Source organism: Streptomyces longhuiensis, from assembly GCF_020616555.1.
Lineage (GTDB): Bacteria > Actinomycetota > Actinomycetes > Streptomycetales > Streptomycetaceae > Streptomyces > Streptomyces longhuiensis.
Genome location: NZ_CP085174.1, coordinates 131184 through 157678, shown reverse-complemented (window position 1 = coordinate 157678; position 26495 = coordinate 131184). Strand labels below are relative to the sequence as shown.

The following is a 26495-nucleotide window of genomic DNA, read 5'->3' as shown; positions in this document are numbered from 1 at the left end:
GGTGGAGCAGGGAACCGAAGGTCCGGCTCCCACATCCGGCGGCGTACGAGACGGCGTCCGGGTGAGGGAGCCGGGTCCGTGAGGACCCGGCAGAGCTAGGCCGCGAGGGGCAGGGATGCGGCGGTGGCCGGCGCCGCGATGCGCAGCTGCGCGGCGTACGGGATAAGCACATCGACCAGGCGCTCGCGCACCAGCTCGGTGACGGTCGGGTCGGTGACGGTGATGTCGCGGGCGGCGAGCAGTCGGCTCTCTCGGGCCTCGATCGCGGCGATGGCGGCGGTGATGTCCAGGCCGTCCAGCTGCTCGTGGGGCAAAGGGCCGGCGGCGTACATCTCAAGCGGCGTGCCGAAGGCGACGTCCAGGTCGTGTCGGCGAAGTCGGGGAGCGGCACCTCGACCGCCTCCAGGAGCGCGAGCGTCTCCGCGTCGAAGTGCTCGGTGGCGAGGCTGGCGGCGGGGCGGCGGGTGACGTTCATGGGGTGGTGATCCTCTCGGACGTGCTGAGCTCGGGAGGCGTCCCGATGGCGAGTGGGCAGGGCGAAGCCGCACCTCTTCGGCGCCCCCGCCCTTACCTCGTTAGCGAGGTTCGGCGCTTCTTCAGTACAGCGCCGCTCGTTAACGATGTCAAGAAGTACGTTAGCGAGGTACGCTCTCCCGGCGGCGGCCATACACACCGGGATGCCCTTGCCGGTTCCTCGATAGCCAGCGGCCGTAGGATCGCTAACGAGGTAGGGAGATGTATGGCGAGTGAGACGGGCGCGCAGCGGCCCAAGTACCAGCGGATTGCCGACGACCTGAAGGCGGCGATCGAGTCCGGCGACTACGCGCCCGGCGATCGACTGCCAGGCGAGAGCGCGCTCGCCGCTCAGTACGAAGTTGCCGTTCTCACCGCGCGCCAGGCGCTCAAGATCCTGCGGATCGAGGGCCTGGTGGAAACGAAGAAGGGCGCCGGCGCCCGCGTCATCGAGTTCCGCCCGATCCGACGCCACGGCATCCAACGGCTCGCACGAGAGCAGTGGGGTGCCGGTAAATCCATCTGGTCCGCTGACGAAGAGCGTCCTGTCACGATCGACGTCCGAGTCGCCAGCGTTCCGGTTCCGGCGCACATCGCCCGAATGCTGGAGCTCGATGAAAACGAGCCCGTATGCGCTCGGTCCCGTCGCTTCGTGCTGGACAACAGACCAGTCATGCTCGCGACTTCCTACCTGCCCCTTGAGCTGGCCGAAGGCACCGCGATCATGCGCGTCGACACCGGAGAGGGCGGTACGTACGCCCGGCTCGCTGAGCTTGGCCACGGGCCCATGCACTTCCGCGAGGAGATCCGCTGCAGGCTCCCCGTCGCTGAGGAAGCCGAAGGGCTGGCGATGCCCCTGGAGCGTCCCGTCATCAAGCTGTGTCGAACGGCCTACGACGCAGACCTTCGAGCGGTCGAAGTGAACGAGATGACCATGGACAGCGCGGCATACATCTTGGAATACGCGTTCGATGCCTGAGCCCTCGAACCTGGCCACTGCTACCCCCTCATGACTGCTCGTCGCGTGGGGGCCATCACACTGGCGCTGAGCCGACCGGAACATCACAGCGGCTTGTCGAAGCCTGTGCGCACTCTCATTCACGGGTTTTCAACATCCACGTACACATGGGATTTGGGGCCCGAGCCCTAGGCTCGCGCCCATGACGATGACGGAGGGGCAGAGGGTGGGGAAGCAGCGTGCAGGGTGGAGGCCGGATCGGTTGCGCGAGCAGCGGGAGGCCCACGGCCTGACTCTGGAGAAGGCCGGTGAGCGTCTCCGAGAGGTTGCAGAGCGGGCCAAGCTCAAGGGCATCCCTGCCGCGAATCCTCAGACCTTGTGGCAGCACGAGCAGGGCGAGGTCTTCCCCGGCCCTCACTACCGGCGCGCTTACTGCCTCCTCTACCGGGCCACCGAGCCCGACCTCGGCTTTCGTGCCGCCCTCCCGGGTGAGGAGACATCCTTCAAACTCACGCCGATGGACGACCGCCTCAACGGCGCCCACGTCCTGGCTGTTGAGCGGGCGATTCACCGCATTGCGCCGGGCTCGGACGAAGCCGACCACTTCGACTTGCAGCAGCGCATCATCGACGCGTGGAAGCGCAGGCACACGGGCGGTGACCCGCACCGCCCGGTCCTCATCCTGGTCGGCGGTTTCGCCGGCAGCGGGAAGACCGAGCTCGCCCGCTTCTTCGTCCAGCTCACCGGCTGGCCGCTGCTCGACAAAGACCCGCTCACCCGCCCACTCGTGGAGCGACTCCTGGTCGCGCTGGGCGGCGACGCTAACGACAGGCACACCGATCTCTACCGGGAAAAGGTCCGGCCGGTGGAGTACGACTGCTTGATGCAGTCGGCCATGGCCAACATCAAGTGCGGTATCAGCACCGTGCTGACTGCACCGTTCATCGCGGAGATGGCAGACCCGGCCTGGATGCAACGCCTGGCCAACCGCGCGGGATCGATGGGTGTCGACGTCTTCCCTGTCTGGGTTCGCTGCGATGAGGAGTCGATGCGCGAGTACATCGGATTCCGCTCCGCGGCCCGGGACGCCTGGAAGCTGGCGCGGTGGGAGGAGTACCTGGCCACGATCGACCTGGAGCTGCGCCCGGCGGTGCCGCACCTGGTCGTCGACAACCGGCTGGGGACCGCGGTGACGCTCGCGGACCAGGCCCGGCAGGCGATGAGGGCGATGTACGCGTGAACTCGAAGCAGGGCGTGATCCTGTACGGCCCGCCAGCGGCGGGCAAGGACACCGTCACCACCGAGCTCACCGAGCTGAGCTCGAAGTACGCGCAGTTCAGGCGACTCAAGGTCGGGACGGGCAAGTCCGCCGGCTACCGAATGGGCACAGCGGAGCAGCTGCTCAAGCTGGAGGCCGCGGGCGACGTCGTCTACGTAAACGCGCGGTACGGCAACACGTACGTGATCGACCAGCCCGGCGTCGACGCGGCGTTCGCGGCCGGGGTGCCGGTGGTGCACCTCGGGCAGGTCGACGGCATCCAGGCCCTGGTCGATGGCTACCCGGCCGACTGGACGAGGGTGCTGCTGTGGTGCCCGCGCGAGGTATCCGCGCAGCGGTCCGCAGGGCGAGGCGACAGAGACACCACGGCGCGCCTGGCTGCGTGGGATGCAACCCGTGAGGACCTGGACGCTCACCCGGACATGGCCTGGGATCTGACCGTGGACACCACGGTGGCATCCCCGCAGGAGGCGGCGCGGCTCATCGACCAGCTGCTGACGAAGCGGGCGGGCACGGCGACGGCATGAACGCAGGCTACGGCTGGGCGAGTCGGTCCAAGGCGTCGGTGAGCGTGAGCTCGCTGTCATCCTTGAGGTCGGTCCACCGTGCCAGCGTGGACGCGGCCGCGCGCAGCATCTCCGGCGGAAGACCGGCGGCCGCGAGCGTGTCCGCGGCTTCCTCCAGCTCGGGACCCCATCGCCAGGCGCGGGCCGCGGTCTTGGCGACATACTCCGGCTCCGCGAGGTACGAGTCGGTCCGCCGGGAGGCGACCTTGATGAGTTCCTGGTCGACGCCGTGCTCGCGTGCCATCCCGACCGCGAGCGCCGCAAGCACGCGGCTCGTCTTCTGGAACGACGCGTACGACAGCTTCAACGCGGACGCCTTCCCGACTTCCGCACCCAGCGTCTTCGTCTGCACGGCGGTGCTGGCGAACAGTGCCTCGATCCGCGCGGTCGCGTCGGCCGGGCCGGACAGGTACAGCGTCGGGGTCTTCCCCCGCACCGGCGGGGAGCCGACGACCCCGCCGTCGACTACGGTCGCCGCGGGTTCGAGCAGCGCGGCGCTCCGCTGGGATCGCTCGGGGTTGATGGCGTTAGCTTCCACGTACACGCCGGTGAAGCCGAGTTCAGCGACGTCGTGGGCAAGGTCTTCGGCGGCTGCGGGCGGGCAGAGGCTGATGACGATGTCGCTGCGATCCAGCAGTTCGCCCAGTGTGGCCACCGGCGTCAGGCCGAACTGTGCGGCGCGCTTCGCGGTTGCGGGGCTGCGTCCGGTCTCGCACCACAGGACCTCAGCGGCGTTCGCCTGGGCGCAGGCGGCGACGGCGGCGCCCATGCTGCCGGGGTGGAGGATGCCGACGGTCGGCTGGTCCACGGTGCTACTCCGTCTCGTTGAGCAGGATGGTGATTGCGTCGGTGACGTCGTCGACGACGTGCTGCGCGGCCGCGAGTCCGTCGGGCCATGGGCGGCCGCGCAGCCAGATAGTGCGCAGGCCTGCGGCATGTCCGCCGCCGATGTCGCTGCCAGGGTTGTCGCCGATCATCCAGCCACCGTCGGTGAGGTCGGTTCCGCAGCGACGCGCGGCGAGCTCAAAGAGCCGCCGGTCGGGTTTGCGGGTCTCGATGTCGCCGGAGACGGCGATCCCGTCGACGTGGTCGGCGAGTCCGGTCGCGGTGAGCTTGGCGCGTTGGATGTCGCTGGCGCCGTTGGTGGCGATCCCGATCGTCCAGCCGCCGATGCGGAGTTGAGCCAGGCCCTCGAGGACCTCGGGGACGCAGCGGACAGCGGCCGCGATGCGGTTGACGTAGTCGTGCCACAGCCGGGCGGGGTCGTCGGGGAGGTCGAAGCGGGCCATGAGCCGTTGGAAGTCGGCGGGGTTGGCCCGGTCGGCGAGTTCGGTGTGCAGCCATTCCTGGATGACCGAGTTGTAGCCGTGGTCGTTACACAAGGCGGCGATGGCTTCAGTGAAGGCGATGCCGCGGTTGACCAGGGTGTTGTCCAGGTCGAAGAGGGCCAGCATGGGCAAGACCCTATCGGCGTATCGGAAGTTGATCCACGAGACCCATCCGATCGTGTATCTTTCAGGAATTCATTGATCATGGAAGGGTGGGGTCATGTCGCACGCGGATCCCATGCAGCGGGTCGACGCCCTGCTGGACGACATGCTGCCGTCGCCGCACATTCGGCAGCAGTTGCGTCGTGCCGCCGGGCTGACGCAGCAGGAGGTCGCGGACGCTGTGGGCGTGAAGCGACTCGCGGTGGCCCGCTGGGAGTTGGGCCAGACGCATCCGCGCCGGCCGCACCGGGCGGTCTACCTGCACCTGCTCAGGCGGCTCGCGGAGCGGTACCCCGACGCGGCGGGCCCGGATGCGGGCATGCCGACGCCAGCCTCGGAATCAAGGGGGTCGGGGTGACGTAGCCGCCACCAGCCGCGCGCGCCACGTAGCGGATTAACCACCCGCTGGCCTCGCGCGGCCCTTCGTTCCGACCGGATGAACCACCCAGTCGGCCGCTCAGTCCCGGTTGCCGCCGGTCCTGAGCTGCGGCTCATCGAGCCGCATTTCCAAACAGACGCAACACCGGCCACTAGCCACGGCCACCACAGCCGCAGCAGCTCCCGCTGTTGCACGGCCCCTAACCGGGGCCACACGCAGCGCCCCCACCAAGGGGCTCTGCACCAGAAGCAACCAAGAGAGAACGGAGGTCCGCCCCTGGCTCATCTGGTCGCCCGCTCCTCCCGGAGGGGGCTCACCCGTCGATCCGTTGGCCGCCCGTCCCGTGTGGCGGGAGTGGTGCGGCCGTGAATCTGAAAGGTGTCTTCGTCATAGTGCCCGATCTAGCGGCGCAAGAAAAGCCGAGTTTTGCCCGTTTCCTGACGCTTAGCCCGAGTCATGCGCAGTACACAACAGAGGTCACACGCCAGTTTTGCGTGTTTCGCGTAGATCATCATGATCACGCCTTGATCACAGAGTGCCTGTGTCAGCGAGGCGTTGTGGCGCCGAAGCCGGTGGGCGCTCCTGGGCCGGGCGTCCCATCGGGCGGTACGGCGTTCGCGCTCCGTGCTCGGTCCGCGAACGTGCTCAAAGTGGCCGTCGGTGGCAGGAATCTATCCACAGGCAATCCGTTGCAAGGTGCCCGGATGGATCTTGCTATCGCTCTGAGTCAGGTGTTTCAGTGAGTGCCGTGGCGGCGAACGCCGCGGAGTACGTGGGCAGTTCGGCCGGGTGGGATCGGCGGCGCAGCCGGCGGGCCGTGCCAGGTGAGGCCGGGCCGGTGGTTCAGCTGGAGCTGGGCAATCCGCTGCAGCTGTCGAACGTAATGCGCGGGCGGCTGCTCGCTGCGGTGCGTGCGCTGGTGGCCTCTCCGGCGCTGGCCGGGGTGTCGGACGGTGCCCGGTTGGCGTCGGTCGTGCTGACGGCGAAGGCGAAGGTCCGCGACGATTACGAGACGTCGATCTGGGCGGCTGAGCTGGGCCGGTGGCTGGGTGTGTCGCAGTCGACGGTCGCGCACACCGTGCTGCCCGAACTGCGTCGTGCCGGGATGCTCGGGTCGAAGGTCGCGACCAACGCGTTCGGGCACGCGACCGGTCTGGAGTGCTGGGTAGTGCCGATGTACCGGGCGCAGAAGGCCCGCGACCGGCGGCACGCACTGGCGCTGTCGCGGTCGGAGCTGGCGGTGCTGCTCAGCCTGATCGAGGTGCTGTTCGGTCCGGGGTGGGCGCCGAAGGACAAGGCGCCGGTCCCGGCCGGGCTGCTCGCCGGACGTACGGGCCGGGGTGCAGCGACCGATCGGCTCGGGCTGCTTCTGATGGTGCTGACGACGGGTTCGGCGGGCTGGCTGCAGCTGTGTCCCGGGGCGGTGGACACCGACCGTGGGCGTCCGGCGGCGACAGTCGCGCGGCTACTGGGCTGCACGGCGGCGGCCGGGGCGAAGGTCCTCAAGCGCCTCCAGGAGCACGGCGTCGCGGACGTGGTGCGGCAGGAGACCGGCTCGGGTCTGCACGCGAAGTCGCGGGTGCGCCTGGTGCCGGTGGCTGAGGCCCACGGCGTGGCCGTACGGGAGGCCCGCCGGGCAGCAAACGCCGTGTTTTCAGACCTCGCCGTTACTGCATCCGGAGATCTTGAGTCCGGCGAGACGGACGAGACCCTTGTGCCGACTGGGGTGGAGGACGCCGGGCAGGGCGAGATGGCCGCATCGGCAGACCTCGCCGCAACTGCACAGCACCACGCTCTCCACGCTTCTGTGGTTACTCCTGGTGGATCTCTCGCGCTCTCTGGTGGCTTTTCCGGCGAAGGCCGTAAGAGCTCCGGTGCACTGCCGGAGCGCGCATGCGTGCGCGAGGACGGCGACCCGCTGCGCGGGGAACAGCCGAAGAAGTCCCCGGTCGTCAAAGGCATGAAGTCCGGCCGCGGGCCGGTGACCTGCGCTCCGGTGCGGGTCGTGGACGGCGCCCTGCCGCCGGAAGACCTGCGGACCGTCCTGGCTCCGGTCGACCTGGTGTGGGCGCGACTGGAGCGTCCGGCCGCCCGAAAGCTGGTGGAAGCCGCCGCCCGTAGCGAGCTGGCCCGAGTGGTCGGGTTCGCCGGCCGAACAGACGCGCCCCAGGTCCTCGCCGACCGGCTCGCCCGGCGTCTGGAGGACCAGATGCGGCTGGCCGGGCCGATCAAGGACCCTGTGGGCTGGCTGATCAGCCGTGCCCTGCCCCAGCGTCAGCAGTGCGGCGACGTACGGTGCGACGACCGGGTGCTTCTCGACTCCGGGCAGGACTGCCCGCGCTGCGAGGACCGGCAGGCCGACCGCCGTGCGCAGCGCCACGCGGTCGCGGCCGCCGTCGACGCCGCGATGCCCGGGGCTTCGGAGAGCGAGCGCCGTGCGGCCACTGACCGGCAGCTGCACGAGACGGTGACCGCCCAGGCGTGGATCCGCGAGCATCGGTGGGCGCAGGTCCGCGAGCAGCAGGCCGCCGCAGCCCAGGCCCGCGCTGAAGCCGCGGCCGCGAAGACCTCCGCTGGTGAGCTGGCCGCGCCTCCGGCCCGGGTTGTACTGCCCGCTCCCCGCTCGACGCCTGCGGCTCCGGAGCCGCAGGCCGACGCCGTCGGTCAGAAGCTGGTCCTCGAGGAACTCACCCGCGAGCAGGTCCTCGACTGGCGCACCCGTGCCGCCAAGGACCACCAGGTCGTCTTCGACCACATCGACCGGTACGGCGAGGTCTCGGCGCAGCGTCTGTTCACGAGGTCGTTCGTCGCGACCGTGCAGCGGCTGTCCGGCCTCGAGCATCTGGGCCTCGGTTCTACGCCGTGGGGGTTGCGATGAGGGGTGCTACGCCTGGTACTGACTGGCCGGAATACGAAGGTGGATTATCGGTGGGGTGGGTGCGCATGTTCGGATCGCTGGGCAGTGAAGTCGGCTTCCGAGCCGGATAGTTGGATGCCGGTATCCGGTGGGATGACGGCTCGTTGGACTGTCAGCGGACCGCAGCCGTGCCATTGGCAACGGGGCTCGGCAACGGGGATGGAGGGCCCGCCGGTGAGTGACCGCAGCGCGATCGAGTGGACCGAGGCGACGTGGAACCCGACGACGGGGTGCGACCGCGTCTCGAGGGGCTGTGACAACTGCTACGCGTTGACGCTGGCGAAGAGACTGAAGGCGATGGGCTCGCCGAAGTACCAGCAGGACGGCGACCCGCGGACGTCCGGGCCGGGCTTCGGACTGAGCGTGCACCCCGAGGCGCTTTCGGTGCCGTACGGGTGGAAGAGCCCGCGCACCGTGTTCGTGAACTCGATGAGCGACCTGTTCCACGCCAGGGTGCCGCTCGACTATGTGCGCCGCGTCTTCGAGGTGATCGCCGATACACCACAGCACACGTACCAGGTGCTTACCAAGCGGGCCCGGCGGCTGCGGCAGGTCGCCGGGCGTCTCGAGTGGCCGGCGAATCTATGGATGGGCGTTTCGGTGGAGAGCGCGAAGGAGCTGCCCCGCGTTGATGACCTGAGGCAGGTGCCCGCAGCGGTGAAGTTCCTTTCCTGCGAGCCGCTGCTCGGGCCGCTGTCCGGGCTGGGCCTCGAGGGAATCGACTGGGTGATCGTCGGCGGTGAGTCCGGGGCCGGGGCCCGGCCCATGCATCTGCCCTGGGCCGAGGCGGTTGTCGACGAGGCGCGGCGCAGCGGTACGGCCGTGTTCGTCAAACAGCTCGGATCCTGCTGGGGCAAGGGCCACAAGGACATCGTCCAGTTCCCCACCGAACTGCAAGTGCGTGACTACCCGGGGGCCGTGACCCGGGTTTGAGTAGGACCACAGGTCTCGCAGAAAGCGTGGTCAGGCTGCCATCGGGCCAGGGCGGACCGTGATCTCTCGTATCCGGCGCGCGCCGACAGGGCTGGTCGGTGTCTTTCCGTGGCGGTGCAGCAGCTGGACGGCGGTGCGGGCGGCCGCCTCGGGTACCTGGCCGTAGAAGTCGCCGAAGATCTCGAGCGTGTGGTCGACCAACCGGACGGGGCGGTGGGTCCGAGTAAGGAGCCGTTCAAGGTTGGCTGCGATCTTGGGTACCGCCTGGGCCGTGACATCAGCCGGGTCAGGCCGGCTGGGCACGAGAGCCAGCTGGCCGTTGCTCTCCTCCTGCGCATCCAGGGTCTTCCACCAGGCGTCACGAGCATGGGCGGCGTTGTCGCCGAAGACCCACAGGCCGTACTGGCTCCGGGTGGCGAACACGAGGCGGTAGACGGCTCGGTGGCGCGGCGAGTCGGAGACGGGCACGGACTGCACGAGCATGCCGGTGCGCTCTTCGAGCCGGTGCGCGTATTCGGCGGCCACGGCATCGATGGCGTCCTGCGCGATGTCTTCCTTGTGCGGTCTGGCGGCTGCGTCTGCGAAGTACTCGCGCCACCAGGTGCCGCCGCACACGCCGTCGAAGCGCTCCAGCGACTTCATGTTGCCTTTCGGAGAGCGGACATGCCCTCCGAGACGCCAGACGGCCATCATGCTGAAATTCATCAGCAGCTCGGTGGGCGGCCACTTCTGGTGGCGAGGCCGCTGACAGGCGAGAACATCAGTCAGACGGTCCAGCGGCAGGGTCAAGCCACACGGGTCAAGGAAAAGGAAGAGCGGTGCGTGCTGGGCCCGGTGCACGAGACTGTCGAGCACGTCGTTGACCTCACCGTGGTAGTGGTGGGCAAGGACCCCGCGGCGGGCATAGTGCTCCAGGACATTCAGCAGCCGGGCGTACGACTTGGCGTCGGACTCGGCGAAGAAGCACTCCATCGTCAGGCCGCGAGCACGGTGATGGTCCGCGATCTGCAGAGCGATCTCGGCTGATGCCGGCTCACCGTTCTCGTAGCGGCCTTCGCCCGCGTATCCGTCGAGATAAACCACGCGCTTGTCCCGCGCGCGAGAACCGGTCATCCCGCCGAACTGTGCGAGGTAGCCCTTGAGGAGCTCGTGCTTGAACACGCTCGGCAGCGCTTTGTCTGCCCAATAGCTGCCGCTAGTCCCCGAGGACATCCCCACCCCCGTGCTCGTTGTTCCCACCCGATTACAGATGGTGAAGCACTCTGTAGAGATCCGGCAAGACCACTGATTTCGGCCATCCGATGCAAGGAGCCGTTGTCCGGCGCGTGGAAACGACGATGTCCATGCGGTCGCCAGAGCCGGGAGCGCCTGCGAGGCCGGGGTTCCAGGGGCGATCCTTAAATCAGTAGCAATAGAGCCTATTACTAGTGATTGCTGCGCTAAGGTGTCGGCACACTCCAGCCTCGGGGGGCCTCGTGACACGTGACCTTGTTCTGATCTCCAACTCCAAGCACGCGAAGTCGGATTCGCCTGAGGTCCGGGCTGCCGGCATCCTCGGAGACTGGCTGGCCGGCAGGGGGGACGGCACCAGGTTCACCACCTTCGACCCTGACCGCGTTGCGCTCGTCGTCGGGACTGCGCACGGCCGGGTCCTCGGGGTCTACGAGACCGTGGAGCACGGCGAGGACGGCCGCACATGGCAGTTCGTCGACGACGCAGCGCGGCCAGGCCGCCGCCGGGTCCGCTTCTACGGTCAGCCATCCCGGGAGTTCAGCCACATGGTGGGCCAGGCCTCCCCTGTGACCTGGGCTCGCGGTGAGCGCAACCCCGTGAAGGTGCAGGCCCTGGAGGATCTGCGATCCCTCTACGCGGATGTCGAGGCTGTCCGGGGCGTGGGTGGCACCGAGTTGCGGGCCGCAGCGGGCGGCGCCGTTCTGCGGGTCGGTCCGGACGGAAGCGTCACGGTCGAAGTCCCGCCGCACACGGATGTCACGGTGAGGACCGTGAACCGCACGTCCGACACGGGGAAGCACTACACCCCGCATGACCTCACTCAAAAGATGGTTGAACTCGCACTCGGCAACGTTCGCGAGCACCTTGAGCAGGGCAAGGAGTTCACCGTGTACGACCCCTCCTGCGGCACAGGCGGGATGCTCGCTGCCACCGTCGAGTACATCGCGAGACTGCAGCGGGAACGTGATGAGCAGCAGCGGCAGCTCACCGAGCTGCTGGGCAGCGAGACGGTCCGCGAGGTTGAGGCGCTCGTCGCCCGCCAGCTGGCGAAGGCAAGCGCGTGAGCCAGACACCGCAGGATCCACGACGCTGGTCGCCCGAAGCACGATTACTGCTGGTCATGGTGCTCTGCCTACTCTTCGGGGCCGCGGCCTACGTCATGCACGAGCATCCGAGCCTCATCGGCCCGCTGTCCGCGGCCGCGAGCATCGTGACGCTCGTCGTACTCCTCCTCGCCTTCGGCACGGATAGCCGCTGACCCCGACCACCTCATGGCCATCGCCGCGGAAGTTCCGCAGCAACCTGGCCATGCGTGATGCCGTTGCGAAACATCGCCTGGCGCGGCCCGTACATCAAAGGGCCCGCAGACGCTCCGCGGATGGTGAGGGAGAAGGCGTACACCGTGGGCTCGTAGATACGCGGCGCACGTCTACACCGCCGCCAGACTTGCTGACTTCCGCCAGTTTCCTGGCACAGGCAAGCATCAGGATCAAGCAAACTTGCCGATTTTGTTAACTTTCCTCTAACTGTAAAGTCCGCTAGATCGGCAAGTTTGTTTGGTCGGCGAGACTTGTCGTGACAGGATCCGTCAGGTGGAAGACCTCGCGAACGCCGAAGCTCACGTCCTCCAGCAAGGGCGGGAGGTTCTTGCGGGTCTGCTGGGCGAGGACTGGGACGTCGCCATTCGCCCTGAGGACCTCAGCCGCGGAGATCACGGGTGGGACGCCGTTCTTCGCATCGCATCACGCAGTGACGGCATCTACACGGAACTGTTCGTCGAGGTCCGTGACCGCGTCACGCCCAAGGACGTCGCCGGTCACCTCAGCTCAACAGCCATGCTCGTCCGACGCGTGAACAGCAACACCCGGCTGATGGTCTTCTCTCCGTGGATCAGCTCTAAGTCCCAGGAAGAACTCCGCAGCCGCGGCATCGACTACCTGGATCTGACCGGCAACATCTCGCTCCGGATCAGCAGGCCGGCGATCGTGATCCACACGCAAGGTGCTACCAGGTCCCCTCACAGTCACAGGTCTCCCAGTACCAAGCCGCTGCTGACCGGTCCCCGTGCGGGGCGCCTGGTCCGCCTGCTCGCAGACGTCAAACCGCCCTACCGGGCCACCGACCTCGCCCGGCACTCCGGCTTGAGCCTTGCCTACGTCTCCCGGCTGCTCGACGCCCTCGAGGACCAGCTGCTGGTCGGACGCGACGGGAAAGCCATTGCTCACGTCAACTGGCAGGAACTGCTGCGCACCCGTGCAAGCCATCTGGACTTGATGCGGCAGACCGACCCCTCCGGCATGCTCGCGCCCAACGGCGTTCAATCCGTCATCGACCACCTCGCCGACCGGGACGGCTTGATCGCCGGAAGCGAAGTGCTCGTGACCGGCTCATACGCAGCCCACTCCGTCGCCCCCATCGCCGTGGGCGGCCAGCTCATGCTCTACACCCTGCCTGGCGACACCACACAGACCCGAGTAGCCCAGGAGCTCGGGCTGCTCCCCGTCCCGGAATCAGCCGACGTGCTCCTGCTCCAGGCTCCGGATTACAGCGTGCTGCAACGGCCAAGCCGGTACGACCGCTGCCGCCAGGTCGGGCTCAGTCAGCTGGTGCTGGACTGCCTCTCAGGTCCAGGACGCATGCCGGCCGAAGGGGAGAAGGTCCTCGAGTACATGACCGCCGAAGAAGACACGTGGCGGGTGCCGGATCTTTCGCGCCTTTCTGGGACCGAGGAACGGAGACTCCTCCAAACCGGTGCAGACGGTCAAAGCCTCTTCTAAGATCGCTCCACGAACGAGGGGGCGACGTGTCACAAGTACCGGTCGGCGCAGACGCAGAGGCACTCAACGAGGCGGCCCGCACAGCCCTGTTGGACGCGCTGATCGCCCTCGAAGACCACCGCGAGGCACTGACCATCGTGGGAGCTCAGGCCGTCTACCTGCGCACCCAGAACTCCACGATCCGCAGCGCCGCATACACCGCCGACGGCGACATCAGCATCGACCCTCAGCACCTGGGCGACCAACCGCTCATCGAACGGGCCATGCAGGAGGCAGGCTTCCTCCTCAGAGAAAACCAGTCCGGCCTGTGGGAACGTCAGCAGCGGATCGGCGACCGCGACATCCCCATCGAGGTTGACCTCCTGATCCCGCACCAGCTCGCCCCGCAGCCCAACACGAGGCGGCGCACCGAGCTGCCACCCCACGACTCCTGGGCCACGAAGAAGGTGCCCGGACTCGAAGTCGCCGCTGTCGACCGCTCCCTCATGGCCGTCGGCACCCTCACGCCGGGAGATACCCGCCGCATTGAGGCCTACGTCGCCGGCCCTGCATCCCTGCTGGTCGCCAAGAGCATCAAACTCGACGAACGCATCCGCGACGCAGCTAAAAGGCCAGACCGGCTCTCCAATAAGGATGCCGGCGACGTCTACCGCATCATGACCACGGTTCCGGCCCCCGACGTCGCACAATCATTCACCATCCTGCGCAACAACCCACGCGTCGGTGACATCGCACTCCAAGGCCTGGAACTCCTGCGCACTTTGTTCGGCGCGGCCGCCACCCCAGGCACTGAGCTCGCCGTCGCAGCCCTCGCCGGAGACGTCCCGGAGAGCCGTATCCGCGCTCTGGCTCCCGCCTACGTCGCCAGCCTCAACCACTGACCATCTTCGGCACTGAGCCTTCGGCACAGCTGCGCACCACTGGGTCCCCCGCCGAGGAGTGCCGGATGGGCCCGCACACCGGCGAGTGGATCCCGGTCTAGCTCACATTGCCGGAGGCTGGCTGGAGGGAGCAGCCTGGTCGGAGGGCTGGTCCAGTTGCTGCTGGCGGCGCCGCTGTTCGTTGCGGAGGCCCTCGACACGGTGGGTGAACTGCTGCAGCGCCTCGACTTCCCAGACGTCACCGAACTCGCTGTAGGGGCCGATGCCGAGGGTGACGGCGTTGGCCTCTTGTTCGATGGCGTCGGCGGTCTGCTGAAGGAAGTAGCTGCGCTCGCGGAACTTGTAGTAGCCGGTGAACATGGCGGCCACCGTGATGGCGAAGCTGATGGTGGTCAGAGTGACGCTCTGCCAGGTCAGTTCCTTGCCCGTGTCCAGGGCCGCGATCGTGGTCGTGGAGGCGGAGCCGATCATGATGAGGGACTGCAGGCTGTTATGGATCCGCCGGTACTTGCGACTGACAACCTGGTACTGCTCGATCGCGGTGAAGACTTCCTCGCGGTAAAGGTGGCGCCGCTCAGGGATGTCAGGGCGCCGTTCGACCTTCTGCTGCCATAGCGACTCCTGCTCGGAGACAAGCTGCGCCTCGACACGCTGGAGGGTGGGCAGGCCCCGCCCGGCGAAGTGCACCCCGACCAACGCCAGCAGCGACAGCAGGAGCAGCCCGCCGCAGATGAGATCACCCAGGACGAACCGCGCTGGATCGCCCGTGGTGAGCGCGGCGATGCCCGTGCCGATGATGGCGGTGAGTAAAGACAGCCAGCTGACCGCCCCTCCAGCGCGCCAGATGCGGTCCAGCCGCCGGCGCCGGGCCAGCTTTTCCTGCGCGTCGATGAGGAGGTTGGTAGTCACCACGTAGATCCGTTCTTCGGCGTTCCGCCTGCGGGCGTAGACCAGGTCGTTCACGTCCTGGATTCGGCGGGACGCGTCGTCGTCGAAGTTCCGTGACACGTGCGGGTCAGCGGGCGAACGCTTCGGTCAGGCGCACGCTGTAGGGGGGAGACCGACGCCCAGCCCTCGGGGCTGCGGGCCCCAGGAACCAACCGGGGCTCCGACCCGTCCGTCTATGCGAGTTGGGGCCTTGGTACACCGACTCGCCGAATTCAGACTTCAGTTGAGATGACGGAGCAGACGCAGCGCAGCGTGTCCTCGCACGGCATGCGGAGGTTCGTCGGCACCGTCCGCCCCGAACATGGCGCGGACGGTGCCTCCTTCGTCACCACCTGCCGCGCGTTCACCAGGGACGCGCAGGGTCTGGCGCTGCGCCAGGACATCGTTGCTGTGCACAGGGACCTGCTCGGGGCTCGGGCCAAGGGCGCTCACCTGGAGAGGCTGATCCCGCTCAACGGGCGTGGCAACGGCACGACGCGACGGGCTTCCGCCTGAGCGCTGGCCCGCCTCCGCCTATGCCAGCCAGCTCACCAACTGGCTCCAGCGACTTCCTCAACATGCCCCCGGGCCGCGCAGGGGACGCCACGGTGACCACTACACACGGGCGGACCGTTGCCAGTCCCGGTCGGCTTGTGCCGTTCGAGTCACGGCGGTGGACTGCGGTGTATCCGCCGTACGAGCTGGCGGGCACGGTGGCCCGCCTCGTAGCCGACGACGCAGCCGCCGACCGCGCCCTGCGACACCCTCGAATGTCCGACCACCCGGTAGCACCCGTTAGGCCAGGGGCTCGCCGGGATCAAGGCGTCTCACAGGTGTCTCACAGATATGGCACAGATGATGTGTGCATGAGCCCGAAGGCCCTAGGGGACGCCATCCGTGAGCTTCGCGCGTCTCTTGACGCGATTCACGCATATATCGAGCTGGCGCATCGCGCTGTGAACTCGGAGCAGATACAGACCATTCTGGAACGGATCGAGGCCGAGGCCCAGCGTGGCAGCAGCGCGACGCACGAGGTGTGGCTATACGCGCACCAATCCCACTGAAAGCACATCAATAGATCTCAAACACCCAAGATCTCAAACACCAACTTAGTGGGTCATGGGCCCGATGAGGCGGTGATGGCGGAGTAAGACCAGAGGTAGTCGGCGTGGTTGAGGCGGTCCAACTCCCTCAGCACATTCTCATCTTCGCCGCCGATACTCCTTGGGTGCTACGCCTACGTCACCAGTGACCGCGCCGATCGGCGCGGTCTGCAGGCAGGAAGCACTGTCCCGCGAGGAGAGCCGACAGAAGGTGACGCGCCGCAACTCTGGGGCGGTCCGCTGTCGTCAATCAGATTGACGACCATCGCCGGCCCTCGCGTCCCCCAGGAACTCTGCATCATGTCCAGCCTGCCGAAAGGCGATCGCCGTTGAACACCTACATGAGGCAACTGACCCTGCGCGCCCGGCTCGGCCTGCTTGCCGCTCTCGCTGTGGCGATCGCAGTGAGTGCCGCGGCCACTGCGGCGTGGCTAGTCACCCGCGAGCAGCTGACTAGCCAGCTTGACTCAAATCTGCGCAGCGTCGAAGCTCCACCAGGTTATGTCCAGGACCTGCTCAGCACCTGTGGGATCAAGCAGCCCGCCTCCGACCAGCGAGATCGAACGCCGACGCCCTATACGGTGCAGGTCATCACTGCTGATGGGGCGGTGTGCTCTGCGCCGGGCAGCACGGCTATCAAAGTGGTCGGCACGGACATCTCCGTGGCTCGCGGTGTCTTGGCTTCGTCACTCCACGATGCCCAGTCCGAGGGCGGACAGGAAATGCGGGTTGCCACCTCGCGTCCGAACCTCCCGCGGGCATTTGGCGGAGCCTACGCCGTATCCATCGCACAGCCGCTGAGTTCCGTCACCACGCCGCTGAACAGCCTCGCACTGCTCCTTCTGGGCGTGGCCGGAATCGGCGTCATCGCGTCGGCCACCGCGGGCATCGGCATCGCTCGGGCGGGGCTGCGCCCAGTCGAACGGCTCACCGCGACCGCTGAACACATCGCTCGCACCGAAGACTTGACGGTGCGCATTCCGGCCGCCGGCGACGATGAGATCGCGCGATTGGCAAAATCATTCAACGCGATGACCGAGGCCCTGGCCACTTCCCGGGATCGCCAACAGCAGCTGATCGCTGATGCTGGCCACGAGCTACGCACACCACTCACCTCGCTGCGCACCAACATTGAACTCCTCATTCGTAGCGAGAAGTCGGGACGACAACTACCCAAGGGAGCGAGGGCTGATCTGCTTGCATCCGTTACTGCTCAGATCGGCGAACTCGCTGGCCTTATCGGAGATCTCCAGGAGCTGTCCCGCCCGGACAACGCACCGGGAGGGGGGACTTCCCTTCACGTGGTACCCATGCACGAGGTCGCGAGTCGGGCTCTGGAACGGGCCAAATTGCGCGGCAAGAACCTCGCGTTCACGAGCGCCATGGAAGACTGGTTCGTTCTCGCAGACCCGGCAACCTTGGAACGCGCAGTAGTGAACCTCCTGGATAACGCTGTCAAGTTCTCCCCTGAAAAGGGGACCGTGAAAATAACGCTCACCGGCGGACAGCTCACAGTGCGCGACGAGGGACCCGGGGTGATGCCGGACGATCTGCCCTATGTATTCGACCGATTCTGGCGTTCGCCCACGGCCCGGAGTCTGCCCGGTAGCGGGTTGGGATTGTCGATCGTCGCGCGAGTGGTGCAGAGATCCGGGGGGACTGTCTCACTGCGACCTGCCGAAGGAGGCGGAACCGAGGCAATTGTCCTCATGCCTGGATCTCCGACGCCTCCCTCCCCGCCGGGTCCGTCCCCTGACCCGGCAAGCTCAGAGCAGAGGGAGTGACTCGGCGGGGGCGGGATGCCCGTGCCGGGCTCGGTGAGCTGCCCGCGAAGCCGTCCTTGATCGGCGTCGACTGCGCTGTCGGTGAGCCAGTCCGCGGCCAGGAGCAGTTCGGCGTGCTCGCCGACCTGTTGGGATGTCAGAGTGCAGATGCGACCTGGTCCAGGTCGAGGCCGCCGTCCCCGAGGCGCCGAAGGCGTCCATCGCGGCTGGCGCGAGGAGAAGATGGGCAGCGCCACCCGGCTCAGCCCTGTAGGCGGGCAGGCGCAGCCAGTCGGACTCGACCAGCTGGGCAAGGAGTTCCCGCGCGATGAGCACTCGGAGGAACAATGAGCGATGTCAGTGACAGCTACATATCTCCAGCCACGCTAGATCAGATCCGTAGTGTGGTGGTCGAGTGGAGCCGCACCTGGGGAGAGGTATCTCCGTCGAATATCCGGGTCGTTTCCACGAATCGAGACGATGCCGCAGAACTCCTTCGCCCCGGAGTTCGCTCCGAGCTCGCCCCTTGCTATCTCGTCGTTCTCGAGGGCTGCTTTCGCATCTCATGGACTCTCAAGCTTTCAGACACGACAAAGGCGTGGGCTGCACTGTCTATAGACCCGCGATTCATGTCCGCGACCTCCTACACAGTGCGGCCCCTGGATGACATCCCTGTGCGTCAGATGAGTGACCTTGGAACGGTCTACGCGCTCGACTGACTGGCCGCGCGGCTCACGGGCACGGTTTGGCCGCGCCGATGGAGAGCCTCGCCGGGGTGTCCCGGTTCGAAGGAACCACCTTGAGCAGACCAGGACCAATAAGGACGATAGCTGTGCGCGGGGCATATGCACCCATGCGGTGACTAACTGGCGGGTGGTCCTTCCAGTTAGGAGACCTGACTCCGGTTCAGGGCAAGCGCGGAGCCCCCGCACGCTGAAAAGCCGGATACGCTGAACCGCGTCTAACTGGACTGCTTATGAATGGAATTGACCAAGCATTCCGAGTCCTACGGCGAGACGGCACCTGTCCGAGGGAACCATCCTGCGCAACGGCGAGCTGAGCGGGGTTGACCTCGCCTCTGATCCTGGGTTCGTACATCTAAGGGCCGCTAGACGCGCCGCTGAAGATGGAGGGAGATACCCGGTTGGCGAGGGCCGGCTACTTGGTGTCGCCCTACCGGACCTGGCCGAGCCAGGCCCGGAAGGCGTAGGTGAGGGCCATGAGACCGGGCGAGAAGATGCTGGCCCATGCTGCACCCAGGGCGACGGGGTTGAGGTGTACGCCGTGCATCGCGCTGAAGCTCACGGCGCACAGCACAGTCATCGCAATGACCGCAGGTGGCAGCACCACAGCTACAAAGGACAGCGGCACTTTGCCGTAGCCGTAGAGCAGACCGATCACCAGATGGAAGAGAACGATGATCGGGGGCAGGAGCCAGGAAGTTGCTCCAGGGAAGTCGTCGGAAAAATAGGCGATGCTGCCGGTCACGAAGGCTACGAGCGTCAGGTGGGCGAGCCCCACAGAGGTCAGGACGGCCCGCGCGACCGGGCTGGTGACCTCATGGACGTGGACGGTCTTTGGGCTGCCACTGCCACTGCGGTGCGGTGCGGGAGCGAGGGATAGCGGGGCCGGGGGGTCTGGCTCCGCGGTCTGCTCGTCCTCGGCATAGGTGCCCCAATCCGCTTCGGCTTCATCCGGGTCGTCGGCATCCTCCTCCAAGCCGTCATCATCATGTCGGGCGGGGCCAAACTCGGGCGGCGGTGGAATTGCTTCCACAGAGTTGAAGTAGTTCTCAAGCCCAGTTTCCAGTTGTGTGAGGGAAGCGCTGACGACGCCGGCGGCCCAGGCGGAGATCCGCTGGTCGGCGTCCGGCTGCTGTGCCAGTTCGGTGATGGCATCTTGCAGTCCGAGCAGCCACGGGCGGGCAACCTCGGGGTCGAGCTCGGCGGCGACGGTCCTGGCCGCCAGGGACAGCAGCTGCCGCGGTGCGGCGGCCACGGCGCGGGCCGCGCCGGCGGCGAGATCAGGCTGGTCGGATGTGGCCCGGGCGATGACGGTGAGGCCCCGATGGCGCTGTTCCGGCGAGAGGTTGGGGTGAGGCAGGAGCTGTTCGATGAACTGTTGGTCGCTGGCTACTTCGACTTTGGCAACCAGGGCGGCCGCGAGGAGGTCGGGGCCCATCGTGCCCCAGCGGGCTCCGTCGCCGGAGGGGTAAGCGGCGGTGAGGATGTCTTCGTACGCGGCAAGCCGGGCCCCGTCGTGTGGCGCCGTGTTAGGGAAGCCGCTGTAGTGCACGTCGAAGCCGGCCGCGACGGCGGCCCGAGCGTCGGACCGTCGGCTTGCGCCGGTCACGGTCTGGACGGAGACGAGAGTGCGCATCAGGTCCTCGTCGAAGAACAGCCCGCGGGCCTCCACGATCCTGCGCCAGTAGCTCATCTCGTGGGCGATGAGGACGTCCATGGGGTTCTCATGGCGGGCAAAGGAGTCATTCAGCGTGCTGAGGACTTCGGCGAGCGCCGCCATGTGCAGGGAAATGACCCTGTCATCGTCCGGTTTCACGGTGCCCGCGAAGGCGCCGTCCGCTTCGGTGTCCGAGGTCAACGGAGAGGTGGCCCACTCGTGACCGGCGTTTCGCAGGGCACGGATGCGCTCGCTGAAGGCCCGTTTCGCGTCATCGAAAGCTGCCTCCGTGCTGGTGTTGCTGAGCGCATCAGCAGAATCGATGGCAACCGGGGTGCCGGTACTGATCACGCTCGTGCCCTGCCGGGCGAGGCGAAGGGAGGGCCACCAGTTGTCGTGACCGCGGGCCAGGAGAAGCACGCGCACCGGTTGGCCCCCGCGGCGTGCGGCGAGGATGTCGAGGACCTGGTCTATCTGGGCGCGGCGGGTCTCGGCGTAGTCGACGGCGATCAGCAGCGGGTATTTGCTGGTGGCGAGCATGCCGTAGGGCGGCGGTTGCTGGGGCGGCGTGTCGGCGAGGAAACCGCCGGTCCATCCCCGTGCCGTGGGCTGTTCCGGGCGGGGCTGGGCCAGGCGGTGGAGTAACTCGGTTATCAGGCGGGTCTTGCCGATGCCACCCATGCCGGTGACGGCAGTGATGTCCGTGGAACGGCTGGTGCGGCACCAGGCGTCGAGCGTGTCGAGCTGTCCGGTCATGCCGGACATGGGGACGACGGCCGAGCGTGCATGGAGCAGGCAGGAGGAGGAAAGTTGCGGGTCGGGCACGTCGGTGAACAGCACGCTCAGGTCGGCGGGCTGCAATTGCGGCGCCATTCCTGTCACAGAGGTGACCGCGTCGGTGAAGCCGGGCGAGGCGAACAGCCGGGCGGCCGGCACCACGTACAGCAGGCTCCCCTGCCAGTGATCCGAGGCGAAGGTCGCCACGCCCACGAGCATGTCGTGGCAGAAGGCGCCGGCCCCGGACATGCCCCGCCACAATTCGGCTGAGCCGGTGGAGGCATCGTTCAGTTCGAAGCCGTAGTGCCCACCCCGCGAGCCCGTTTCGGGCTTGACGTGCCCGTCGACGCTCTTCAGATCGGGGACGAACTTCTCCGGGTCGTCGGGTAGCGCCAGGCGCATGGCCCTCGGGAAGCCGGTCATCGTGCACACCGGCCGCGCGGCCGGGTAATCGCAGGTCAGCTCTCCCCAACGGGCGACGGCAAGGTCCGTCCCCAGCAAGGACCGGTCAGTGGACAGCAGGACGACGTCCAGCGCAGCATCCGCCCAGACCACCTCGGCCTCCGCTGTGCGGCCGACCTTGTCCCGGACCGTGACAGGCAGCATGTCCCCACCCGGGCAGGCCACATGGTGTGCGGTCAGCACGACTCCGGGTGCGACCAGGCAGCCCGACCCGAACATCGGGACACGCGGATTGATGACTTCGACGGTCCGCTGCTCCACCGGTACGCCGTTACATGCCAGCAGGAGGAGCGGGGACCGGGTCCAGGCCCCGTTCGTCACCGATGAGCGTTCGGCGGCCGTTCGGTGAGGACTCGACTTCCAACGTGACGGTCATACGGTGCGTCGCGGTACGGGCACGCTCCCCGCGGGCGTCGGCCGAGACGACGAACGCCTTGACCCCGCCGCCAGCTGACGCCGCATGACGCAGCTCGATCCCCAGATCGAGAGTGACGTCCTTGACGGTAAAGCGCACTGGAGAGCCGTCCCCGTCCCGTTGGGCAGCCACCAGTCCGGCGCGAACCGCCTTGATCGCTTCGGACAGCTCAGTTCCGTCTAACTCCATGTGTCCCCCCGGGATACTTCTGTGACGGGCTCAGTCTGCCGACCGGTACCGGGATAGGGAAGGCGTTCCCACACCGAAGATCGCTCCGGTCGGCCCGCCCTGTGTGCGCCGGTACGAGTCCCTGCTGCGCGGACTGCCTCATCCACCACTAACCGTCACTACCAACTTCGCAGTACCTGCTGGTGGCGCTGCGGCAGTAGCTCCGGGAGCAGGCCGCCGCCTCGACCGAGCCGGCCGCGGCAGCGCTGTGGACGGACCGGCTGCCCGAGCGCGTCCGCTGGACGACGACGCCACCGGGACGGTGGTCGCATGACCAAGCTGAGCCGACAGCAACACCTCACGGGAACCTCACAGTTTTGGCACACATAGTGTGGCTATGAGCTCACCGGGCCTGGAAGACGCCCTCCGCGAGGTTCGCACGTCGTTTGACGCGATTCAGGCCTACGTCGAACTGGCGCATCACGGCGTGAAATCGGAGCAGGCGCAGCCCATTCTGGAGCGGATCAAGGCCGAGGCGCAGCGTGGCAGCAGCGCGGCACATGAGGTGTGGCTCTATACGCACCGCTGACAGCACCACCCGGGGGCCCGGTATGAACGGGCCCCTTTCGCATGCCTCGCACCCGCCAGGAGCGGGTCTCACCAGCCCCATGAACGACGCCGCCAGCACCGCGACCGATCCGCAGCCGTCCGGTCCGCACCTGACGTGTCTGGGCTTTGAGGTGGAACATCTCTGAGTCCTCCGGGGCAAGGTCACAGAAGTTGAGCCAAAGCCGGTTCCGTACTCGAAACCAGGCTGAACTACCAGCCTCCGCCTGCATCGCCATCGACTGCCAGCCATGCGTCGACTGGCTCGTCCTCCGGCTCATCATCGGACGTCTCAACGTCATCGGCAGGTATGCCGGTCATGGTCTCGTCATCATCGTTGCGGCGCTTCTCATTCATGTCGCTACCTTATGACGCGCTCACGAACCGAGATCAGCGTGCCGTCCCAAGCCGCCGCTTCGCGACCCACGCGATCCCTGCGCTCTCCGCACTCGACGATCAGCGTGGATCTGCCCCATGGAGTGCCACTGTCCAGCGCTTCGACAACGTAACGAAACCATAAAGTTGCCGCAACGTCTGATTGCCAGTGACAGATTGCCTTCTGTCATGCACAAGTCATGACATTTTCTGGGAGGGGAAACTTCATGAAGCTCAAGGCTCGTGTTGTATCACTACTGTCAACTACCGCGCTCCTAGGGGGGGTTCTTGTTGGGCTCGGCGCAACCAGCGCCAGTGCCAGTGCCGCGGGCGTCTGCGACACGGTCTACGTGCCGCCGAACAATTCGAGCGGCTCTGGCACCTTGCGGTGGGACAGTGCCATCAGGCCGAAGCCCTACGAGTCGTGCGGCTCGCACGGCACCTTCACCGCGGGTACGAAGATCTACTACTGGTGCTACATCTACAACGACTACGGAAACATGTGGATATACGGACGTGTCGCCGGCACCGAAACAAAGGGCTGGATATACGCACCGAACGTCGCCCCGGTCTCCGACGTGAACCGCTGCTGGTGACGGGTACGCCGATCCCGGTCTCGTAGGTGTCACTCGACCTTCGCGCTACTTGGGGGCTTCTGACCATCGCCCCTTAGTGGCGGAGTGGTGGGGAAGCCCCCATGGTCGGTCCGTAGCCGGTTCCCTGCTTGGCGAAGCCGTAGGTGCGGCGCCCGGTTTGATCACCAGTGCTCTGCGAGATCGGCCTCAACTGCCGAACGATCACTGCATCGATAGCTTGACTTGAACATCCAGTCCGCCGCCATCGCGTGGTGTGGCAATGACAGTGCCGCCGTGTGCGCGCGCGACAGACCGGACGATCGACAGGCCGAGGCCCACGCCCTTATCGCTGCCGGTGCGCTCCGTGCGCAGCCTTCGGAAGGGCTCGAAAAGATTCTCGATCTCGTAGGCGGGGACCACTGGGCCCGTGTTCGAGACGACCAAGACCGCCTGGCCGTGCTGCGCCTCGGTGGTCACCTCGACCCAGCCGCCTTCGGGGACGTTGTACCGAATGGCGTTCTGGACGAGGTTCAAGGCGATGCGCTCCAACAGGACGCCGCTGCCTTGGACGACCGCCGCAGCTCGCTCTCCGCGGATCTCGATACCCCTCTCCTCGGCCTCTGACCTGGCCTGGTCGATGGCTTGCGAGGCGACCTCCGCCAGGTCGACCGGCTTACGTTCCACGAGCTGGTTGTCGCTGCGGGCGAGTAGCAGCAGGCCCTCTACGAGCTGTTCGCTGCGCTCGTTCGTGGCGAGCAGCGTCTTGCCGAGCTGCTGGAGTTCCATGGGGGCGCCGGGGTCGGAGAGGTGGACCTCTACGAGCGTGCGGTTGATCGCGAGCGGCGTGCGCAGCTCGTGCGAGGCGTTGCCGACGAACCGCTGCTGCGCGGTGAAGGCTCGCTCCAGGCGGTCGAGCATGTCGTCAAAGGTGTCGGCGAGTTCCTTAAGCTCATCCTCGGGGCCCTCCAGTTCGATGCGGCGCGAGAGGTCGGTGCCGGCCACTTGGCGGGCTGCGCGCGTGATGCGGCCGAGCGGCGCCAGTACGCGGCCAGCCAGTGCGTAGCCGAACGCGAAGGCCAGCACCGTGAGGGCCATCAGGGCCATCAATGAACGGTTGAAGAGCGAGTTGAGTGCGGCAGCGCGCTGGTCGTTCAGGCAGGTGGCCAGAATGCTGTTGAACTCACTAACACTCTGGGCCTCGCCAATCGCCGGGCAGACATCACTGGAAAACCTCAGGTCGTAGCCGCCGGAGACGCTGAGAGCCGCGCCGCTGTTTCGGAGTGCCTCCGCAGCGAGGAGATAGATGATCGTAAGCAGGACGATTCCGGCTATCAGGAACATGCCGCCGTACAACAACGTCAGCCTCATCCGAATGGTGGGGCGGCGCCTGGGCGGCTCGGGGCGTTGCCAAGACCGAACAGGCGACAGGTCGTGATTCATGTGCGGTGATTGCTTCGGCCGCGGCGGAACCGACGACTCACGCCCCCCATGGGAGGTACTGACCACGACTCACACCTCCCTGCTGGAGCTGCAAGCAGAGGAGGTCACCCTTGACGTCGGGCACGAACAAACACGTCTTTTGGGCCCCTTAGATGACCAATCGGAGACAAGGGCAAGCTGGCGCTTGCCCTTGTGCTTGGCTACGCGCACAGCAGTGCCCACCCCTTCGTATGCCTGACTTGGCCACCATCCTGCCTGCACTGCCTGTAAACGGGTCGTAAGGCCCCTCGGGCTAACGAGTTGGTGCGTGATAGCGGGTGGGCATGCTCTGTGAGTGAGAGGCATGGTTGACCGTTCGGTGCTGATGAATCCGTTGTTCACCGGTATCTTGACAGCTCATCTGTCGTCGCTGGTCGTGGAGTTGGCCAGGCCGTGGGTGGTCGAAGTTGAGGGCCGCCGGTTCCAGGCGAGGGGCGGGGAGCGAAAGCGTGCTCCCGGAGCCGGTGCCCGGCACCGACTCGTCTTCGTGGACCGACTGGTAGCGACGCTGATCCACTTGAGGCATGACCTGTCACACGCGGTCCTGGCCCTGTTGTATGACGTGGACCGCTCCACCATCACCCGGGCCGTGGGCGAAGTGCGGCGGCTGCTGGCCGTTCGGGGTTCGCCGTGCCGGACCGGCCCGGCCTGCGGCTTCGCACTTTGGAGGATGTGTTCGCCTACGCCCAGGCCGAAGGTGTTCAGCTGCGTTTGGACGCCACTGAGGTTCAGGTTCGCCGGCCTGCCGGCGAGATCGCGGTCGACCTGAAGATCCTTACCGCCCGCCGCCTGGACTCGTCTGCGGACCGCACCCGCGCGATCAATCGGCTCCGGGCCCAGATGCTGGAGTACTTCCCCGCGCTCGAGCGGGCCTTCGACTACGCAACCTCCAAGGCCGCCCTGGTGCTGTTGACGGGCTATCAAACCCCAGCCGGACTGCGGCGGCTCGGCCGGACCCGCCTCGCGACGTCCTGCTCCAACTCGAACACGGCCGCATCGTATGAAAGTTGATCACACACCGTCACGAGGAGATACCGAGAAGGGTTCAGTGCGCTGGCCAGCTCTGGCCGGGGGCTTACTGTTCCCGCGAGAGGATGCTCCGGTGTGCCGATTCACACCCTGGCCGTCAACCGTCCTTCGTGCGCCGTGCATGTTCGATGAACACTTCCACGTCACGCGGCACCTTCTTGCCATCCCGGACGGCGTAGAGGCGAACGTCCTGCACCGTGTCACCTACGCCGACTGCGAGCTTGGCGTCAATGCCAATGACGCGGTACACCTTGAGGGTCGGTTCTTTCGACACGGGGCGGCTGCTTCCGGTGTCGTTGCACGGCTCTGGCCGCGTCGAGCCGAGTCGGTCCCCTGTTTTGAGGGGGAGGTCTTTGTAGGTGCCCATGTAGGTGCGACCAGCAAACTTGATCATCCCCATGCAGGTTCCCTGCGCATCAGCGGAATCGGCGTCGGAGCAGCCCGCGGCTAGGGCCAGGAAGGCCAGCACCGCTGCGCATGTCAGCTTCCT

Annotated in this window: 25 protein-coding genes and 1 pseudogene; 16 read left to right on the top strand and 10 right to left on the bottom strand. The window is 66.8% G+C overall.

From position 1 onward, the window contains the following. Positions 1-95: 95 nt before the first annotated feature. A complete protein-coding gene (locus LGI35_RS45755) occupies positions 96-332 on the bottom strand; it encodes a hypothetical protein (RefSeq protein WP_227300939.1) in 237 nt (78 codons plus the stop codon). Between the two features lie 407 nt (positions 333-739). On the opposite strand from LGI35_RS45755, the gene LGI35_RS45750 reads away from it, so the two are divergent. The 3 genes from LGI35_RS45750 (at position 740) to LGI35_RS45740 (ending at position 3277) form a co-directional block, all read left to right on the top strand. Then, positions 740-1492: a GntR family transcriptional regulator gene (locus LGI35_RS45750; protein WP_227300938.1), complete on the top strand. Its 753-nt coding sequence runs from the start codon at positions 740-742 to the stop codon at positions 1490-1492. A 181-nt stretch (positions 1493-1673) separates the two neighbouring features. After that, positions 1674-2711, top strand: coding sequence for an AAA family ATPase (locus LGI35_RS45745; RefSeq protein WP_227300937.1), 1038 nt, complete (start codon positions 1674-1676; stop codon positions 2709-2711). Next, a complete protein-coding gene (locus LGI35_RS45740) occupies positions 2708-3277 on the top strand; it encodes a phosphotransferase-like protein (protein WP_227300936.1) in 570 nt (189 codons plus the stop codon). The genes LGI35_RS45745 and LGI35_RS45740 overlap by 4 nt, the downstream gene beginning before the upstream one ends. A 7-nt stretch (positions 3278-3284) precedes the next feature. Here the strand turns inward: LGI35_RS45740 and LGI35_RS45735 are convergent, their stop codons facing one another. Both LGI35_RS45735 and LGI35_RS45730 read right to left on the bottom strand, forming a co-directional pair. Further along, positions 3285-4124: an NAD(P)-dependent oxidoreductase gene (locus tag LGI35_RS45735; protein WP_227300935.1), complete on the bottom strand. Its 840-nt coding sequence runs from the start codon at positions 4122-4124 to the stop codon at positions 3285-3287. Positions 4125-4128: 4 nt separating this feature from the next. Next, entirely contained in the window at positions 4129-4770 is a 642-nt protein-coding gene (locus tag LGI35_RS45730; protein ID WP_227300934.1) for an HAD family hydrolase, read from the bottom strand. 94 nt (positions 4771-4864) lie between these two features. Between LGI35_RS45730 and LGI35_RS45725 the strand changes: the two genes are divergently transcribed. From LGI35_RS45725 to LGI35_RS45715, 3 genes are all read left to right on the top strand, one after another. Next, positions 4865-5164: a helix-turn-helix transcriptional regulator gene (locus LGI35_RS45725; protein WP_227300933.1), complete on the top strand. Its 300-nt coding sequence runs from the start codon at positions 4865-4867 to the stop codon at positions 5162-5164. 760 nt (positions 5165-5924) lie between these two features. Continuing rightward, entirely contained in the window at positions 5925-8063 is a 2139-nt protein-coding gene (locus LGI35_RS45720; protein WP_227300932.1) for a hypothetical protein, read from the top strand. 213 nt (positions 8064-8276) lie between these two features. Continuing rightward, complete coding sequence (locus LGI35_RS45715) at positions 8277-9035, top strand: DUF5131 family protein (RefSeq protein WP_227300931.1); 759 nt, start codon at positions 8277-8279, stop codon at positions 9033-9035. Positions 9036-9065: 30 nt separating this feature from the next. Here the strand turns inward: LGI35_RS45715 and tcmP are convergent, their stop codons facing one another. Further along, positions 9066-10247 carry a three-Cys-motif partner protein TcmP gene (gene tcmP, locus LGI35_RS45710; protein WP_227300994.1) on the bottom strand — a complete coding sequence of 394 codons (1182 nt, stop codon included), beginning with the start codon at positions 10245-10247 and terminating at the stop codon, positions 9066-9068. 263 nt (positions 10248-10510) lie between these two features. Here tcmP and LGI35_RS45705 point away from each other — a divergent pair, with 263 nt between their 5' ends. From LGI35_RS45705 to LGI35_RS45690, 4 genes are all read left to right on the top strand, one after another. After that, on the top strand, positions 10511-11332 hold the full coding sequence (locus LGI35_RS45705; RefSeq protein WP_227300930.1) for an N-6 DNA methylase: 822 nt from the start codon (positions 10511-10513) through the stop codon (positions 11330-11332). Continuing rightward, on the top strand, positions 11329-11526 hold the full coding sequence (locus LGI35_RS45700) for a hypothetical protein (protein ID WP_227300929.1): 198 nt from the start codon (positions 11329-11331) through the stop codon (positions 11524-11526). Before LGI35_RS45705 ends, LGI35_RS45700 begins: the two co-directional genes overlap by 4 nt. A gap of 334 nt (positions 11527-11860) precedes the next feature. Beyond that, positions 11861-13045 (top strand): helix-turn-helix domain-containing protein, encoded by a 1185-nt coding sequence (locus tag LGI35_RS45695; protein ID WP_227300928.1) that lies wholly within the window; start codon positions 11861-11863, stop codon positions 13043-13045. Between the two features lie 26 nt (positions 13046-13071). After that, entirely contained in the window at positions 13072-13926 is an 855-nt protein-coding gene (locus LGI35_RS45690) for a hypothetical protein (protein ID WP_227300927.1), read from the top strand. A 102-nt stretch (positions 13927-14028) separates the two neighbouring features. Here the strand turns inward: LGI35_RS45690 and LGI35_RS45685 are convergent, their stop codons facing one another. Further along, complete coding sequence (locus LGI35_RS45685; RefSeq protein WP_227300926.1) at positions 14029-14889, bottom strand: DUF4231 domain-containing protein; 861 nt, start codon at positions 14887-14889, stop codon at positions 14029-14031. A gap of 213 nt (positions 14890-15102) precedes the next feature. On the opposite strand from LGI35_RS45685, the gene LGI35_RS45680 reads away from it, so the two are divergent. The 3 genes from LGI35_RS45680 to LGI35_RS45670 all read left to right on the top strand — a co-directional run bounded on the left by LGI35_RS45680 (position 15103) and on the right by LGI35_RS45670 (position 17740). Next, the gene (locus tag LGI35_RS45680) at positions 15103-15369 is read left to right on the top strand and encodes a restriction endonuclease (RefSeq protein ID WP_227300925.1); all 267 of its coding nucleotides are present in this window, start codon (positions 15103-15105) and stop codon (positions 15367-15369) included. Between the two features lie 350 nt (positions 15370-15719). After that, positions 15720-15917: a hypothetical protein gene (locus tag LGI35_RS45675; protein ID WP_227300924.1), complete on the top strand. Its 198-nt coding sequence runs from the start codon at positions 15720-15722 to the stop codon at positions 15915-15917. 368 nt (positions 15918-16285) lie between these two features. After that, positions 16286-17740 (top strand): sensor histidine kinase, encoded by a 1455-nt coding sequence (locus LGI35_RS45670; RefSeq protein WP_341483518.1) that lies wholly within the window; start codon positions 16286-16288, stop codon positions 17738-17740. A gap of 1152 nt (positions 17741-18892) precedes the next feature. On the opposite strand, the gene LGI35_RS45665 is transcribed toward LGI35_RS45670, so the two are convergent. Both LGI35_RS45665 and LGI35_RS45660 read right to left on the bottom strand, forming a co-directional pair. Beyond that, positions 18893-21619, bottom strand: coding sequence for a S1 family peptidase (locus tag LGI35_RS45665; RefSeq protein ID WP_227300923.1), 2727 nt, complete (start codon positions 21617-21619; stop codon positions 18893-18895). 10 nt (positions 21620-21629) lie between these two features. Further along, entirely contained in the window at positions 21630-21962 is a 333-nt protein-coding gene (locus LGI35_RS45660) for a trypco2 family protein (protein WP_227300922.1), read from the bottom strand. Between the two features lie 376 nt (positions 21963-22338). Here LGI35_RS45660 and LGI35_RS45655 point away from each other — a divergent pair, with 376 nt between their 5' ends. Next, positions 22339-22530, top strand: a complete 192-nt coding sequence (locus LGI35_RS45655) for a hypothetical protein (RefSeq protein WP_227300921.1) — start codon at positions 22339-22341, stop codon at positions 22528-22530. A gap of 230 nt (positions 22531-22760) precedes the next feature. Here the strand turns inward: LGI35_RS45655 and LGI35_RS45650 are convergent, their stop codons facing one another. Next, positions 22761-22904 carry a hypothetical protein gene (locus LGI35_RS45650; RefSeq protein WP_227300920.1) on the bottom strand — a complete coding sequence of 48 codons (144 nt, stop codon included), beginning with the start codon at positions 22902-22904 and terminating at the stop codon, positions 22761-22763. Positions 22905-23305: 401 nt separating this feature from the next. Here LGI35_RS45650 and LGI35_RS45645 point away from each other — a divergent pair, with 401 nt between their 5' ends. Next, complete coding sequence (locus LGI35_RS45645; RefSeq protein WP_227300919.1) at positions 23306-23518, top strand: hypothetical protein; 213 nt, start codon at positions 23306-23308, stop codon at positions 23516-23518. A gap of 201 nt (positions 23519-23719) precedes the next feature. Here LGI35_RS45645 and LGI35_RS45640 read toward each other — a convergent pair whose 3' ends face one another. Further along, the gene (locus tag LGI35_RS45640) at positions 23720-24937 is read right to left on the bottom strand and encodes a sensor histidine kinase (RefSeq protein ID WP_227300918.1); all 1218 of its coding nucleotides are present in this window, start codon (positions 24935-24937) and stop codon (positions 23720-23722) included. Positions 24938-25280: 343 nt separating this feature from the next. Here LGI35_RS45640 and LGI35_RS45635 point away from each other — a divergent pair. After that, a pseudogene (locus LGI35_RS45635) lies at positions 25281-25720 on the top strand (helix-turn-helix domain-containing protein); the annotation flags it as partial. Positions 25721-26102: 382 nt separating this feature from the next. Here the strand turns inward: LGI35_RS45635 and LGI35_RS45630 are convergent. Further along, positions 26103-26474: a DUF6281 family protein gene (locus LGI35_RS45630; protein ID WP_227300917.1), complete on the bottom strand. Its 372-nt coding sequence runs from the start codon at positions 26472-26474 to the stop codon at positions 26103-26105. Positions 26475-26495: the final 21 nt, after the last annotated feature.

Excerpts from the sequence above, each read along its gene's own strand:
- LGI35_RS45730 (WP_227300934.1), bottom strand. The coding sequence starts at position 4,770 with ATGCTGGCCCTCTTCGACCTGGACAACACCCTGGTCAACCGCGGCATC.
- LGI35_RS45640 (WP_227300918.1), bottom strand. The coding sequence starts at position 24,937 with ATGAATCACGACCTGTCGCCTGTTCGGTCTTGGCAACGCCCCGAGCCG.
- LGI35_RS45745 (WP_227300937.1), top strand. The coding sequence starts at position 1,674 with ATGACGATGACGGAGGGGCAGAGGGTGGGGAAGCAGCGTGCAGGGTGG.
- LGI35_RS45650 (WP_227300920.1), bottom strand. The coding sequence starts at position 22,904 with ATGAATGAGAAGCGCCGCAACGATGATGACGAGACCATGACCGGCATA.
- LGI35_RS45680 (WP_227300925.1), top strand. The coding sequence starts at position 15,103 with ATGACGGAGCAGACGCAGCGCAGCGTGTCCTCGCACGGCATGCGGAGG.
- LGI35_RS45750 (WP_227300938.1), top strand. The coding sequence starts at position 740 with ATGGCGAGTGAGACGGGCGCGCAGCGGCCCAAGTACCAGCGGATTGCC.
- LGI35_RS45675 (WP_227300924.1), top strand. The coding sequence starts at position 15,720 with ATGAGCCCGAAGGCCCTAGGGGACGCCATCCGTGAGCTTCGCGCGTCT.
- tcmP (WP_227300994.1), bottom strand. The coding sequence starts at position 10,247 with ATGTCCTCGGGGACTAGCGGCAGCTATTGGGCAGACAAAGCGCTGCCG.
- LGI35_RS45655 (WP_227300921.1), top strand. The coding sequence starts at position 22,339 with ATGAGCTCACCGGGCCTGGAAGACGCCCTCCGCGAGGTTCGCACGTCG.
- LGI35_RS45755 (WP_227300939.1), bottom strand. The coding sequence starts at position 332 with ATGTACGCCGCCGGCCCTTTGCCCCACGAGCAGCTGGACGGCCTGGAC.
- LGI35_RS45725 (WP_227300933.1), top strand. The coding sequence starts at position 4,865 with ATGTCGCACGCGGATCCCATGCAGCGGGTCGACGCCCTGCTGGACGAC.
- LGI35_RS45660 (WP_227300922.1), bottom strand. The coding sequence starts at position 21,962 with ATGGAGTTAGACGGAACTGAGCTGTCCGAAGCGATCAAGGCGGTTCGC.